Here is a 14,518-nt window from a genome sequence, read left to right as displayed (position 1 = left end):
AGGGCCCGAAACAGATGTCGCCCTACACCGTTCGGCCGAATGCGGACCGTGGACCACGGTGTTGACCCAGGGACTGAACCAGGTTCTGCTATCCGACAGCACATCGGATCTCTTCCTCGTCATTGACGCCCCTCCAACCCTTCTCTACCTTCCGTCACAGGAATAGCTCGGATGAATGGGAGGCGTCATGGTCAGCCCGTCCAGAAGATCCGTTCTCGCCGGTGGCACGGCGGTCGGCAGCGCGCTGGTGGTGGGCGGCGCCGCCTCCCTCCCCGCGCAGCCCGCGGCGGCCTCGGTCCCGATCGAGGCGGACGCCGCCGTCGGCGCCGTGTCCGCCGGTCCCCGCGAGGACATCTGGCGCACGGTCCTCGACGACGCCGACCTCGTCTGGAAGCGGATGCCGCAGACCTGGTACGAGGGCCCGTTCCTCGGCAACGGGTACCTCGGCTCCGGCATCTACGCCGAGCCCGGCCTCGGCGCGAACGCCGTCCGCTTCAACGTCCAGCACTCCGAAGTGCAGGACCATCGCCCGGAGTTCGGCTCGCTCTTCGGTCTCGCGCGGCTTCCCATCGGCCATTTCACCCTCGAACCCGTCGGCACCATCACCGCCGTCGACTGGCGGCTGCGCCTGCGCGACGCCGAACTGACCGGCACCCTCACCACCACCGCGGGCACCCTGCGGCTGCGCGCCTTCGTGCACACCTCCGCTTCCGTGCTCGCCGTCGAGGTCACACCGAGCGAGGGCGAGCACGGCTTCCGGTGGGTCTTCCGTCCGGGCGAAGCGATCAGCCCGCGGGCCGCGTTCCGCCCGCTGCCGGACGGCTACCAGGGCAACCCCCCGGCCGTGATCGAGCAGCACGACGACGCGACCGCGGCCGTACAGCCCTTGCTGGCGGGGGGTCAGCACGTGACCGCCTGGCGCGAGACCACCCGCGGCCAGGGGCGTCGCACGCTGTACGTCTCCGTCGCGCACTCCTTTCCGAAGACGACGGCGCGCGACCGCGCCCTGAAGACCGTACGGGGCGCGTCGGCGGTGTCGTACGACGTGCTCGCGCTCCCCCACCGCCTCTGGTGGCAGCGCTTCTACCGCAAGAGCTTCCTGTCGGTGCCGGACGCGCGGCTGCAGCGCTTCCACTGGATCCAGCTCTACAAGACGGCCTCCGCAGCCCGCCGCGACGCGCCCGTCATGGCGACGTGCGGCCCCTGGCTGGAGTCCACCCCATGGCCCGCCACCTGGTGGAATCTCAATGTCCAGTTGGAGTACTGGCTGATCCACGGCTCGAACCATCTCGAACTCGACGCCGTGACCCGGGCGCTCGGCGAATTCAGGGAGCAGCTGACGGCCGAGGTGGCGCCCGCGTACCGCGGTGACTCGGCCGGTGTGCCGCGCACGACCGACATGCGCCTGCGCAACGGCTTCCACACCCCCACCGGCAACGGATACGGAGTCGGCGTCCCCGGCCGGAACCCCCCGACCCCCGAGGTCGGCAACCTCACCTGGGCGCTGCACAACGTCTGGCTGTCCTACCGCCACACCATGGACGAGTCGATCCTCCGCGACACCCTCTTCCCCCTCCTGCGCAAGGCGGTCAACTACTACCTGCACTTCCTGACGCCGGGCGCGGACGGCAGGCTGCATCTGCCGGCGACGTTCTCGCCCGAGTACGGGGTCGACGCGCCCGACTGCAACTACGACCTGATGCTGCTGCGCTGGGGCTGCCGCACACTCCTCGAATCGGCCCGTGAGCTGGGCCTCGACGACCCTCTGGCCGCCCGCTGGCAGGAAGTGCTCGGCAGGCTCGCGCCCTACCCGGTCGACGCCAACGGCTACATGATCGGCGCCGGGGTCCCCTTCGCGAAGTCCCACCGGCACTACTCCCATCTCCTGGCGGTCTACCCGCTGTACGAGATCACCGGCCGCACACCCGAGGAGCGGGCACTGATCGAGACCTCGCTCGACCACTGGGTGAGCTTCGAAGGCGCCCTGCAGGGCTACACGTTCACGGGCGCCGCGTCGATGTCGGCGCTGCTGGGCAAGGGCGACGACGCGCTCGCCTACTTGGGCGAGCTGATGCGCCGCTTCATCCAGGCCAACACGATGTACAAGGAGTCGGGCCCGGTCATCGAGACCCCGCTCTCCGCAGCGCAGTCGCTGCACGACATGGTCTGCCAGTCCTGGGGCGGCACCGTCCGCGTCTTCCCGGCGATCCCCGCGGTGTGGCGGGACGTGACGGTCCATGACTTCCGCACGCAGGGCGCGTTCCTGCTGAGCGCGGTACGGGAGGCGGGCGCCACGCGATGGGTGCGCCTCGTGAGCGAGGCGGGCGCGCCCTGTGTGGTACGCCATGGGATCGCGGGTGCGGTGGACGTACGCGACGGGCGGGGGCGGCCGCTCCGGTACGAGGAGCTGGGCGACGAAACCGTACGGATCCCGCTGGACCGCGGCGACTCGGCGCTCATCACCGCCCGCGGCGACCGCCCGGACCTCACGGTACGACCGGTCACGCCGAACGAGCCGGCGGCGCCGTGGGGGCTTCCCGGCTGACCGGCGGCGGACGCAGGTCCTGCGGACCAGGGCGATGAGCCGATGCGCGGCCGACCGGGGCGGGCGATGCTGACCGCATGACCGAATTCAGCGAGGCCGAGCGCGCGTATCTCAGGACCCAGCGGCTGGGGCGGATGGCGACCGTGGATGCCCAGGGGCAGCCGCAGGCCAACCCGGTCGGCTTCTTCCCCCAGGACGACGGCACGATCCTCGTCGGCGGACTGGCCATGGGGAAGACGAAGAAGTGGCGCAATCTGCAGGCGAACCCGAAGGTCGCGCTCGTCGTGGACGACATCGTGAGCACACGGCCGTGGCGGGTGCGCGGGGTCGACATCCGGGGCGAGGCGGAACTGCTGACGGGGCCTCACGCACTGGGGCCGCACTTCAGCGAGGAGGTGATCCGGATCCACCCGCAGAAGATCCACAGCTGGGGCCTGGAGGAGCCCTCCCCCTAGGCCACTCCGCAGCGCCGCTCCTGGCGGTCGGCAGTCTCCAGACACCGGACGGCGTACGAACGCCACGGACGCCAGGACTCGTCGTCGGCCCCGCCGTCGGGGGCGACGTCCGGGTCGCCGAGCGCCCGCATCCGGATCAGCGCGGCGGCGCGCGGCGACATGCCGGGCAGGGCGACCAGGGCGCGCTCGGCCTCGTCGCGGTCGGCGCCCGGGTCCAGGCGTACGCGGCCGTCGGCCAGGGCGGTCGCGAGCGGTCCTGCGACCGGGTGGCCGGTGAGAGCGGCGGGTTCGGGGAAGAGATGGGTGAGTCCGCCGCAGGGCTGGTCCAGGACCTTTCCGTACGTCTCGACGAGCCGCGCGGCCTCCTCGCGGTCGACGACGGCCCGCACCGCGAACTCCTCGGGCTCGGCGGAGCCTGGTGAGCGCAGACCCGGGCGGGCGGCGACGAGCGGGGCGAGCCGGGGGTCGGCGGACAGTCGTTCCGCGACGGCGTACGGATCGGCGTCGAGGTCGAAGAGCCGGCGCAGCCGCTGGACGGCGGTGGTCAGGTCGCGCAGATCGGTCAGCTGGATCCGGGCCTCCAGCCAGGGGCCGTCCGAGCGTTCGTCGACGGCGACGATGCCCGCGCCGTACGGAAGCCGCAGTGTGCGGCGGTAGGTGCGGGCGCCGGGTCCGCCGACGACCTCCTCGATCCGCTCGACGGCTTCACGGGCGAGCAGGTCGAAGACCTCGCGGGCGGCGTAGGCGCCGCGGTGGGCGAGGCGCAGCGGAATGCCGGCGGCGTTCGCGGCCTGCCGGGCGCGCATCTCGGCGCGGAGCTCGGTCGGCGTGCGGGCATAGATCTGCCGGATCGTGTCGTTGAACTGCCGTACGCTCGCGAACCCGGACGCGAACGCGATCTCCGTCACCGGCAGTCCGGTCGTCTGGAGCAGCGTGCGCGCGGTGTGCGCGCGCTGGGCACGGGCGAGTGCGACGGGCCCCGCGCCGAGCTCGGCGTTGAGCTGCCGCTGCACCTGCCGCGCGCTGTACCCGAGCCGCCCGGCGAGCCCGGGGACGCCTTCGCGGTCGACGACCCCGTCCGCGATCATGCGCATCGCGCGGCCCACGACGTCGGCCCGTACGTTCCATTCGGCCGACCCGGGCACGGCGTCCGGGCGGCAGCGGCGGCAGGCCCGGAAGCCGTGGCCGTGGGCGGCCGCGGCAGTGGGGAAGAAGCGCACGTTCCTGCGCTTGGGCGTGACTGCCGGGCAGCTCGGGCGGCAGAAGATGCCGGTCGTCTCGACGGCGAAGAAGAACTCGCCGTCGAAACGGGCGTCGCGGCTGCTCACGGCTTCGTACCGGGTGTCCTCGTCCATCACCCGTCCAGTGTCGGTGGTGCACGGTCCACCTTCTGGCGGTTTTCGGACACCACGCTGTCTCGCGAGTGGAGCACAGCAAGCCCGTCCGGCGTTCGAGGACGGACACCCGGGTCCCCCTGCCCGGTACCGGACGCTCACGCCGCCGGTTCCGGGCAGGGGCCAGGGTCCGCCCGCACCCCCGCGAGTGGAGCACAGCAAGCCCGTCCGGCGTTCGAGGACGGACACCCGGGTCCGCCTGCCCGGTACCGGACGCTCACGCCGCCGGTTCCGGGCAGGGGCCAGGGTCCGCCCGCACCCCGGACGTCAGCGCACATGCCCCCGTTTGGCCTGCATCGCCGCGCGTCCCTCCGCGTGCTTCAGCTTCCAGTCGCGCCGCATGTCCGCCCGCAGGCGGGCGTCGGTCTTGGCGACGATGCGCTGGTTCTCGCGCAGCAGCTTGCGGTAGCTGTGCAGGCGGCGTTCCGGCAGGGTGCCGTCCTCGATCGCGGCGCGGACGGCGCAGCCCGGCTCGGACTCGTGGGCGCAGTCGTGGAAGCGGCAGTTCTCCGCCAGTTCCTCGATCTCCGAGAAGACCTGGCCGACCCCGGTGGCCGCGTCCCAGAGACCGACGCCGCGCAGTCCGGGCGTGTCGATGAGGACCCCGCCGCCGGGGAGGGCGAGCAGGTTGCGGGTGGTGGTCGTGTGGCGGCCCTTGCCGTCGGCGTCACGGGTGGCCTGCACCTCCATGGCGTCGTCGCCGAGCAGCGCGTTCGCCAGCGTGGACTTTCCCGCACCGGAGACCCCGAGCAGCACGCTCGTGCCGCCGGCGACGATTGCGGCGAGCACCTCCGTGCCCTCGCCGGTCAGCGAGCTCACCGACAGCACCTGCACCCCGGGCGCCACGGTCTCCACGTCCTGCACCAGATACGACCTCCCGGTCGCGTCCGGCACCAGGTCGGCCTTGGTCAGCACGACGACGGGCTGCGCGCCGCTCTCCCAGGAGAGTGCCGACTTATGCAGCAGCGCATCACCACTGGAGCTGGACATCGCGAGTGCGAGGAACCGCTCGATCCGCCCGAGGTCGAGTTCGACCGCGAGGGAGACACAGATGACGATGTGATCGATGTTAGTGGCCAGTACCTGGCCTTCGGAACGCTTCGATGAGGTCGAGCGCACGAAGGCGGTACGGCGAGGCAGCAGGGTCCGCACGTACCGCGGATCACCGCCTTCGGGATCGACGGCGACCCAGTCCCCCGTGCACACGACCTTCATCGGGTCATGGGGAACAACGAACTCGGTGTCGGCCCGGACGACGCCGTCAGGGGTGGTCACATCACACTGACCGCGATCGACGCGGACGACCCGGCCCGGGACCAGGCCTTGGGCGGCATACGGGGCGAACTCGGCCTCCCAGCCCTCGTCCCAACCGTAGACGGCGAGCGGGTGCTGGACAGCAGAAGAGGAAAACGGGTGGAGCGAAGCGTTGAACAAGGGGAACCCTTCGAAGGGTGGCCCCGGCGGCGCGCTCTGCGCGCGGAAGTCGAGTGGGTGTCAGCCGGAGACCACAGGGGTGGGAACGATGAACTCCTGAATGCGGGCAGCGCCCGTCACCATGACAGTCATCAATGTCCTCACCTCCTGCTTCTTCTCGACGAACCAACACCGCTCCCTCGGGAACGGATGAGCAGCACCATAGCCCCGCCCCAGGCCACGGCACCACCGATTAAATCCGGAACCCCGCCCACCCGACACGTGCAGCAGACGAACCGGCCTCACACCGCGAGGCGTACAACGTCCTGGGTGAGGCCGGTGATGGGCTTTGCCCCGCATCACTGCGCGGTTGACACCTGCTTGGCTCATGCGCACCGCAACTGGAGGGTTCTTTTTGGTACGGCCCTGTCCCGGTGCCGCACACCCCAACTCCTCCAACAGGGCCTGGCCTGCACGGCGCCGAACCGGAAGCCGCTGCGGGCCCGCCACCTCCGGATAGGGTGGGACCGGCTCCGGAGACCGGAGCCAGATATTCAGATGAGGTGGGGAAATGCCGAAGCACCGGCTGTCCAGAAAAGGCCGTTATATAGCCCTGGCGGCGACGGGTGTCGTCGTCGTGGCCGGTGCCGGGGTCGCGGCGCAGACCTCGATGGCCGCCACGGCGTGGCCGGCGCAGAAGACCTACACGGGCCGGGCATTCGACGCCTGCACAGCCCCCTCGCTCACCACGATGAAGGCGTGGAAGAAGGACGCCTACTACGGCGGCGTCGCGGTCTACATCGGTGGCAAGAACCGCGGCTGCGCCCAGCCCAACCTGACCAACACCTGGGTGAAGTCGGTCGACACGCTCGGCTGGCGTGTCATCCCCCTGTACGTCGGCGCCCAGCCGCCCTGCCAGAAGAGTGAGAACAAGGAGCGGTTCACCGCGGCCACCGCGGCCTCGGTCGGGGCGAGCAACGCCGCCGACGCGGTCGCCAAGGCGTCGGCGCTCGGCATGAAGGCCGGCAGCCCGGTCTACCTCAACATGGAGCCGTACGACACCGCCGACAAGGCGTGCAACGACGCCACCCTCACCTACGTGCGGTCCTTCACCAAGACCCTGCGCGCCAAGACCTACCGCGCCGGCCTCTACGGCTTCAGCAGCTCCAGCGCCAAGGCGGTCGCCACGGCGAAGGACCGCACGGACCTGCCGGGCAACCTCTGGTACGCCCTGTGGAACGGCCAGGAGACCACCACCAAGGACTGGCCCTGGGACCCGAAGCTGTACACCGACCACAGCCGCGCCCACCAGTACAAGGCCAACAGCAAGGAGACCCGCGGCGGCTACACCATCACCGTCGACCGCAACGCCTGGGACGCCCCGGTCGCCATCATCGGCTGACCAGCAGCCTCCGGAACGGCACGATTCGAGCCTGCCTGCTCCCGTCGCCGACACCGTCACCCCAGGGCAGGGCGGGCTGCGGTCCGCCCTGTCGCCTGTTCGTGAAGCCCCAGGGTGTCAGTCGAAGCAGCCGGTTTTCGCCCCGTCCGTCTCGGAGCCGACCTCTATCTCGAATCCGGAGCCCGAATCGAACTCCGGCCCGGCATCGTAGCCGTAGACAAACTTCAGCTCGCTGGCCGTCGTGAACCGCACGGTCAGCAGGAGGGCTTCGCCGTCCCCCCCTTTGGTGAAGCACAGTCCCGCCGTTGTTTCGGGGGTGTTCGGGTCTGAAGGGTCGTGCTGCAGGCGCCAGCCGTCCGCCTTGGCGGTGGTGCGGTAGAAGTCCACCACCTTCTGCCGGGAGCCGGGGAAGGCGTAGACGCGTTCGGCGTACAGCCATGCGCTGCCGCTGTCGTCGACGCATTCCGCGTACACCGAGGCAAGCTTCTTCGGGGCAGTCGCCCCCTTCGGGACGGATTCCAGGATCGGCTGGGAGCGCAGGTTCTCCAGCCGCGCCGCGGTGTCGTCACAGGTGTTGAACGGGGAGAGCGCGGAACAGGCGGTCAGGCCGACGGTCATCAGGGCGGTGGCAAGGAGCAGTGCGACGGGCAGGGCGAGCGGCCGGGTGGGGTGCGTCCGGGGCGGCATAGGGTCTCCCGATGGTCGTGGGCGGGCTTCACGGTCTGACGAGGGGCAACAGCAGTCGGAGCGAGAAGAGGCGTACGGCGGTGCCGGGACCGGCCCCACGAGGGGACCGACCCCGGCACACGGTTGCCGGCAACCTGTCACGGGACGGAAGCGTCCCATGGCAGGCCCGGGATCACCCGGCCAGGTACCCGTGCCTATAGAGCCAGCTGCCGGCGGAGTACAGGAACTGGAACAGGTAGCCGCGGCTGTTGTAGTAGCGCATCAAGGACCGGTTGTGACTGCTGGCGACGAAGTTGCGCGCCACCCGGTTGTTGTACTGGTCCTTCTGGGAGTCGCGGCTTGTCTGTCCGTACTCGTGGGCGTCGCCGAGCCGCTTGGCGGCACGCCAGCCGAAGAAATAGGTCAGCGCGGACATCCAGATGAAGTGCCGCAGGGCGTTGTTCTTGGACTTGCTGCCGGGGAGCTTCCACAGCAGGATGCCGGACAACCACGTCGCGAAGGCGCAGCCGCCACTCCCCAGGGCCCAGCAGGCCTTGGCCTCCTCGTACTTCTTGCGCCAGGCCGAGACACGGCCGTCCAGGTCGAACTGGTTGACCGGGTCGGCGTTGGCGTAGTCGTAGGCGTTGGCGCTGCCGCCCCGGACCGGGTCGAGGGACAGGAAGCGTCCGATGGCCGGGTCGTACAGGCGGGCGCCCATGAGCTTCAGCCCGGTGACGGTCTCCGACGAGCGCTGGTGCGCCCCGAGCCAGTTGTAGCGGGTCGCCGGCTGCCCCGCCCGGGGGTTGCCGAACTCGTCGGCGTCCAGGACTGTCGGGGCGACCGCTGTGTCGGCCGGCAGCTGCAGGGTGATGTCACCGTGCAGGTTGGCCAGTTGCAGGACCGTACCGCCGGTCTTGGCGGTGGTCGCCGCCAGGTTGCCGTCCGGGCCGACGACGTTGCGGGTGACCGCGCCGCCGCTGGTGCTCTCCACGATCCAGCGAGGGCTGTCCCCGTCGGAGTCGTAGTGGTTCAGGCGGGAGCCGGTCTGGGTCCAGGTGCCGGAGGTGTTGGACTCCGTGGTCCAGGACCGGTAGCGGAGTGCGGCGTCCAGCGTCCAGGTCTGCCGCGCGGTGCCCGCCGTCTGCTGCTGCACCAGGTCGTTGACGTGGTACGCCAGCGTGGTGCCCGGCCTGGCGGTGGTGCGGCCGAACGCGTCGTAGACGTAGCCGGTACCGATCAGCCGGTCGCCGGTGTCGTAGGTGTACGACGTGGTGGTGGCGCCGGAGGTGGTGCAGTCGGCGTTCACCGCGGCGGTGGCCGTGGCCAGCGTCTTGCGGTTGGAGTTCTTGTCGAAGGTGTAGGCGCGGGTGGTGCAGATCGCGTCGGTGGCGGTGTCCTGCGCTTGGGTCAGCCGGCCGGCCTTGTCGTAGAAGTACGCCTGGGAGGCGGTGACGCCCGGGGTTCCGGCGTGGGTGGCCGTTTGGCCGTGCACCGTCTCGGTGACGCTGTCGGCGATCACCACGGAGTTGTCGCTGTTGCGGGTGACCGTGCGGGCAGTGGTCGTGCCCGCGGGGTCGATGACGTCCTTCGTGGTGTAGCCGCCGGGCAGGCCCTGGGTGACCAGTTCGCCGTCCTCGTCGTACCGGGCGGTGAACGTGCCGGCCACGGAGTCCGTCATCGAGGTGAGCAGACCGCGCGGGTCGACGGCGGTGTCGTAGGTGTAGGTGGTGGTCGACGGCACGGTGTCGGTGACGGTGGTCGGTCGGTCGAGCGCGTCGTACTTGGTGGTGGTGGTGCCCCCGTCCGCGTCGGTGTACGTCATCTGACGGCCGAGCTGGTCGTAGGTTCTGCTGATGGTGCCGCCGGTCGGTGAGGTGGTGCTGATCGGGAGACCGGTGGCGTCGTCGAAGGCCGTGGTGCTCACGGGGACGGCGGCGCCGACTCCGCCCGAGATGGTCAGGGTGGTGACCCGGCCCGCCGGGTCGTAGCCCGTCGTGGTGGTGCGGGTGATCCCGTTGGCCGTCTCGATGATCTTGGTGGCCTGGCCGAACAGCCCGTACTCCAGGACCTTGGTCGGCAGTTGGGCCGGGTTGGAGCCGCCGCCGGTGATGTCGGCGGCCGGGGCGAGGCGGCAGATCTGGTCCGCCCACTCCGGCCTTCCGCCACAGGTGCCGGTGCCGTCCGCGGTGTAGTAGGTGACGATCGTGGTACCGGCGTCCGAGCCGCCGGATGCGGGCTGCGATTCGCGGCTCACCCGGCCCTGGGCGTCGTATCCGGTGGTCGTGGTGATCGCCAGGCCGCCCGGGTCGACGGTGGAGCTGGTCGGCTGGCCCTTGGCCCAGTCGTAGGCCGTCGTCGTGACCCGCGGGTCCGCCGTCAGGGTGGGCCAGGAGCGGGGCTGTGCGCCCACCGTGACCTTGGTGACCTGGTCACGGACGACGGCGGTGCCGTCGGTGGGACGTCCCGAGTCGAACTCCCGGACGGTGTGCTGACGCGTCATCAGCTGGGTGCCGGCGGCTGCCAGCGTGGTGGTACCGCTGGTCAGGTTCGCCGCCAGGGTGACGCGGTGCAGCGGCCCGTAGGTGTCGGTCTCCCGTTCGCCGTTCGCGTCGAACACCGACACGTTCGACAGCAGCTGGGCGCGCTCGGCGGAGGCCAGGGACCCGATGCCCAGGTCCGTCAGCTTGTCCTTGAGCGCGTCCGTGGCACCGAGCGCGAGCTCGCGGTTGGCTGCGGACAGGGTGCGCACCACGTTGCCGAAGCGGTCGTGCTCGGTGACCGACAGGCGGTGGCCCGGTTCGGCCTTGTTCACGGCGCGGCCGCTGGCGTCCAAGTAGTGGATGCCGGCCCGGCCGTAATCACCCGCGGCGAGCGAGGAACCGTCGTTGGATGCGGGTACCTGGTCGGGCGGGAAGACGGCCGTGGCGTCGGTGGGCGTGTCCGACTGGCCCCACGAGGCCGTGGCGGCGGCGCCCAGGTTCTCCGGCGCCGCGGAGCCGGTCAGCGGCACTCCGTAGACGACGTTGGTGACGGCGGTGCCGTTGGTCTGGTCGGCGCTGCCCGGCGTGAGCGTCGCCCGGGAGACCTTGAGCAGCATGCCGGGGCCGGACGCGGGGCTGGAGCCCGCCTGGCCGTAGGTGAACGACCAGGGCAGCTGGCCCGCGGGCTTGAGCGAGGTGACCCGTCCGGCCGTGTCGTAGTCGTAGGCGGTCTTCAGCGCCGGGGAGGTCCGCGGGTCCCAGGTCTCGCGGAGCCGACCGTCGGCGTCGTAGGCGTAGCTTGCGACCGTGGTCGCGGTGGACGCCGAGCCGCCGGGGGCGGTCGCCCACAGCCTGACCGAGGACACCTGGTCCTTCACGTCGCCGAACGCCGTGGACGTGGCGGTGGTGGAGGTCGCGTAGACGAACTCCAGGACGCGGCAGCCCTTGACGGAGGAGTCGGCGGCGCAGGTGGAGTTGGCCACCGCCGAGTTGCCGGCGATGATCTTCTTGGGCCGGGCGATCTTGGTCTCGCCGACCGTGATCGTCTCCGAGACCGTGGTGGTCGTGGAGTTGTCCACGCCCTCGACCCAGGTCGTGCTGGCCCGCCAGGTGGTGCCGCCGACCTCGACGGGGACGAAGGTGGTGGTGCCGCCCTCGGTGCTCTTCAGGGTGAAGTCGCCGCCGAAGCCACCGGTGAGGGTGTAGTCCTCGGAGCCGGGCTCCGCGATCCAGCCGGTGCCCGCCGCGTTGGCGGTGAAGTGCATCTGGCTGTCGTCACCGGCGAGTCCGATGCTCAGCGAGGTCGCCGACGTCTTGTGCAGGTACGAGAACGGCGTGGTGATCTGGTCGGCCGCGGCGCTGTACAGCCACTCCTTGCCGAAGATCGGGGCCTGCTCGTTGGCGGCTCCGGCCTGCGGGGAACGGGAGGAGGCGCTGCGGGTGACGCTCATGCCGAAGAACGAGGCGTCGCCGCCGGGGAGCGTGTGGTCACCGGTCAGCAGGTTCACCGAGCCGGGGCCGATGCTCTCGCTGGCCGAGCCGTCGGCGTTGCGGTCCACCACGACGCCGACCGGGTCGGAGGCGCCAGTCGCGCCAGCGCCGCCGGTGAACTGCGCGCGGAGCTGCACGACGCCGTCGGGATCGACGGTCGAGGTGGCGTTCCAGGTGAGCTGAGGGGTCTTGCCGGCGGAGAGCGCCAGCGGCCAGGAGGCCACAGGGCTGCCGCCGGAGGTCACGTCGCCGGCCGGGATGTCCGCCCAGGCGTCGGCGTCACCGCGCCGCCACTGGAAGGTCACGGCGTCGAACTTCGGCGACTCGGCTTCCGCGGCCAGCGGCACCCGGGCCGCGGTGCGGGTTCCGTCGTCGGGCAGTGTGACGCCGCCGGGGCCGACGTGGAAGGTGTACGAGATCGGGTCGGACTTGTTCTCCGCCTTGTCCGTGGCCCGGACCTGGAGGACGTTGGTGCCGGCCTTCTCGGGCGTCAGGGTGATCTTCACGGGGGTGGTTCCGCTGGTCGGGACCTTCTCCCAGACCGCGCCGTCCAGCGACCATTCGATGCCGTTCTGGTCACCGGAGGGCGGGGTGACGGTGAAGTCGCCGCTCTGGCCGACGCCCTTGACCCAGGAGCTGCTGGGGTAGTCGGTGGAGGTCACCGCCGTGGGCGCGGAGGGGGCACTGGTGTCGACGGTGAAGTACGCGTAGGCGGACCAGCCGGTGTTGTAGTGCAGGCCGTCGTACGGCGACGTGCGGAACTTGTACGTCTTGCCGTTGACCAGCAGCCCAGCGGGCACCTTCACTGCGGCCGGCTGCCCGGACGCCACGAAGGGCGAGACCAGGACGTCCCCGACCTGCGTGCCGGTGGCATTGTCGAAGATCTGGAAGGTGCCGTTGACCTTGTCGTTGTTGGGGTCGACGAAGGTGTCCTGCAGGGTCGGCGTCGTGGTGTTGACGAACCACGTACCGCCGGAGTCCTTGAAGAACGGCGGGCCGGCCTGCTGGTCGGTGCCGGTGCGCGGCCGGTAGTTGTAGGTGACAACCAGCTTCGGCGGATTGGCGGCGGCGTTGCCGGAGTTGACGCGCTTCCACTGTCCGGTGACGTTCTCGTCGGAGGCGCGCAGGCCCATGTGGGACCTGGCGGCCTTCGCGGACGCCCACTCCTGCACCAGCGTGGTGACGTTCGCGTTGATCCAGCCGTCCGGCTGGGTGGTGCAGGAGGCGTTGCCCCGCGTCTCCGACGAGGTGGCCTTCACCGCGATCCACGCTGGCTGAGCCGTCCACCGCGAGGAGGTCGACGCGGCCCCGGCGGACCACACCTCCCACGGCTGGTTCGGGCACGACGAGCCGGTGTAGTTGCCGGAGTGGAAGTTCCACAGCGACAGCTTCGCGTCCGTCACCAGCGCGTCGGCGATCGGCGCAGTGTTCCACGAGATGAACGAACGCGCGGTGCGGAAGGTGCCGTCGGCGTTCTTCGTACCGGGGTTGCCCAGGTCCAGCTCGGTGTCGTTGGACCAGTCGACCGTCTCGCCCTGCTGCACGTACGTGTCGAACACGTTGGACAGCGCGGACGTCGAAGGGTCGACCGTCACCGGGTACTTGGTCTTCGGGTCGGCGAGGAACTTCGCGTCCGGAGTGATGACCAGGTCGATCGTGCTGCCCTTGCGGACCACCTTCATGCCGACCCTGACCCGGCGGGTGTGCTCGCCGGAGACGGGATCAACGGTGGAGTCCCACATCACCGGGGCGGGCATCACCGCGGTCTTCTTGTTGTTTCGGCCGGTGAACAGCACGCTGCCGTCGGCCTGCACCTTCGCTTGCAAGCCCTTGGCCTTGAGCGGGAGGGTGTAGGAGAAGCCGTCCTCGGCCGGCTTTTTCTTGATCTCCACGAACTGTTCGAAGCCGGTACGCGTCGCCTCGACGATGACATCGGCGCCCGGCACGGCCTCGGTGTACTCGGCCCGGGTCCCGTCCAGCTCGGGCTTGGGCAAGCCGCCCTTCCACTGGAGGGTGATGCCCTTGTCACCGTCGCCGAGGGTGACCAGGTCGACGGCCTTGGCGCCTTGGGCCGCCTCCAGCGAGCGGGCGCGGGTGCCGGACTTGCCGGAGATCCGCAGACCGCGGGGGTGGGCCTTGGGCTCGACCGCACCCGAGCCGTCGGCGACCAGGTCCAGGTCGACGGGGCGCCAGTCGCCGCTGCCCTCGTCCTTGAAACGGATCGGGCCCGCGGTGATCTCGGTGGTCAGCGAACCGTTCGCGTTGACCCAGGTGGTCGAGGTCTCGGTGCGCTCGGACAGCACCTCGACCCGCTTGCCCGAAAGCCGTGCGGCGATCCGGGCCGACGGGATGTCCGCCGCCTGCGTCGCGTACTGCTTCGGCGCGGACTGCTGCCCCTGGCGCTCGGCCGCCAGCGCGGTGCCGGCACCGTCCAGGAGAGTGACGGCCATGGCCAGGGCTATGCAGCCGGCGACATACCGGCTAGGCCCTCCACACCAGGCCTGTTCGCGCCATCTTGGCGCGAACGCGTGGTTTCTCATGAATTTTCCGATTCTGAAGACGTGAATGAACACGCCGCATGATCAAGTCTGCGGCTCAGGCGAAACTTACTGAGCGTCAAAAGACCATGAAATCAACGTTAGTTGATCAATTCAGAGCTCAACTGGTGGAGT

The 14,518-nt window shown here is 70.3% G+C and carries 7 protein-coding genes; 3 read left to right on the top strand and 4 right to left on the bottom strand.

The features are described 5' to 3' along the window. Positions 1–187 precede the first annotated feature (187 nt). Together ABT078_RS00710 and ABT078_RS00705 are read left to right on the top strand one after the other, a co-directional pair. Complete coding sequence (locus tag ABT078_RS00710) at positions 188–2,545, top strand: glycosyl hydrolase family 95 catalytic domain-containing protein (RefSeq protein WP_351222314.1); 2,358 nt, start codon at positions 188–190, stop codon at positions 2,543–2,545. A 77-nt stretch (positions 2,546–2,622) separates the two neighbouring features. After that, positions 2,623–3,000 (top strand): PPOX class F420-dependent oxidoreductase, encoded by a 378-nt coding sequence (locus tag ABT078_RS00705; protein WP_351222312.1) that lies wholly within the window; start codon positions 2,623–2,625, stop codon positions 2,998–3,000. Here the strand turns inward: ABT078_RS00705 and ABT078_RS00700 are convergent. Both ABT078_RS00700 and rsgA read right to left on the bottom strand, forming a co-directional pair. After that, positions 2,997–4,355 carry a DNA-3-methyladenine glycosylase 2 family protein gene (locus ABT078_RS00700; protein ID WP_351222310.1) on the bottom strand — a complete coding sequence of 453 codons (1,359 nt, stop codon included), beginning with the start codon at positions 4,353–4,355 and terminating at the stop codon, positions 2,997–2,999. The genes ABT078_RS00705 and ABT078_RS00700 overlap by 4 nt on opposite strands. A 306-nt stretch (positions 4,356–4,661) precedes the next feature. Next, complete coding sequence (rsgA, locus tag ABT078_RS00695; protein WP_351222308.1) at positions 4,662–5,828, bottom strand: ribosome small subunit-dependent GTPase A; 1,167 nt, start codon at positions 5,826–5,828, stop codon at positions 4,662–4,664. A 550-nt stretch (positions 5,829–6,378) separates the two neighbouring features. On the opposite strand from rsgA, the gene ABT078_RS00690 reads away from it, so the two are divergent. Continuing rightward, positions 6,379–7,209, top strand: a complete 831-nt coding sequence (locus tag ABT078_RS00690; RefSeq protein ID WP_351222306.1) for a glycoside hydrolase domain-containing protein — start codon at positions 6,379–6,381, stop codon at positions 7,207–7,209. A gap of 117 nt (positions 7,210–7,326) precedes the next feature. Here ABT078_RS00690 and ABT078_RS00685 read toward each other — a convergent pair whose 3' ends face one another. Next, on the bottom strand, positions 7,327–7,896 hold the full coding sequence (locus tag ABT078_RS00685) for a hypothetical protein (protein ID WP_351222304.1): 570 nt from the start codon (positions 7,894–7,896) through the stop codon (positions 7,327–7,329). A gap of 172 nt (positions 7,897–8,068) precedes the next feature. Continuing rightward, positions 8,069–14,296 carry an RHS repeat-associated core domain-containing protein gene (locus ABT078_RS00680; protein ID WP_351222302.1) on the bottom strand — a complete coding sequence of 2,076 codons (6,228 nt, stop codon included), beginning with the start codon at positions 14,294–14,296 and terminating at the stop codon, positions 8,069–8,071. Positions 14,297–14,518 lie beyond the last annotated feature (222 nt).

Origin of the sequence: Streptomyces sp. NPDC002133 (genome assembly GCF_040296405.1) — a bacterium.
Classification (GTDB): domain Bacteria; phylum Actinomycetota; class Actinomycetes; order Streptomycetales; family Streptomycetaceae; genus Streptomyces.
Note: the sequence above shows the minus strand (reverse complement) of the source record. Positions and strands in the feature narration are given on the sequence as shown.

Bases quoted from the DNA above. Each gene is read 5' to 3' on its own strand.
- ABT078_RS00705 (WP_351222312.1), top strand. From the start codon at position 2,623: ATGACCGAATTCAGCGAGGCCGAGCGCGCGTATCTCAGGACCCAGCGG.
- ABT078_RS00700 (WP_351222310.1), bottom strand. From the start codon at position 4,355: ATGGACGAGGACACCCGGTACGAAGCCGTGAGCAGCCGCGACGCCCGT.
- ABT078_RS00680 (WP_351222302.1), bottom strand. From the start codon at position 14,296: ATGGCCGTCACTCTCCTGGACGGTGCCGGCACCGCGCTGGCGGCCGAG.
- ABT078_RS00690 (WP_351222306.1), top strand. From the start codon at position 6,379: ATGCCGAAGCACCGGCTGTCCAGAAAAGGCCGTTATATAGCCCTGGCG.
- ABT078_RS00685 (WP_351222304.1), bottom strand. From the start codon at position 7,896: ATGCCGCCCCGGACGCACCCCACCCGGCCGCTCGCCCTGCCCGTCGCA.
- ABT078_RS00710 (WP_351222314.1), top strand. From the start codon at position 188: ATGGTCAGCCCGTCCAGAAGATCCGTTCTCGCCGGTGGCACGGCGGTC.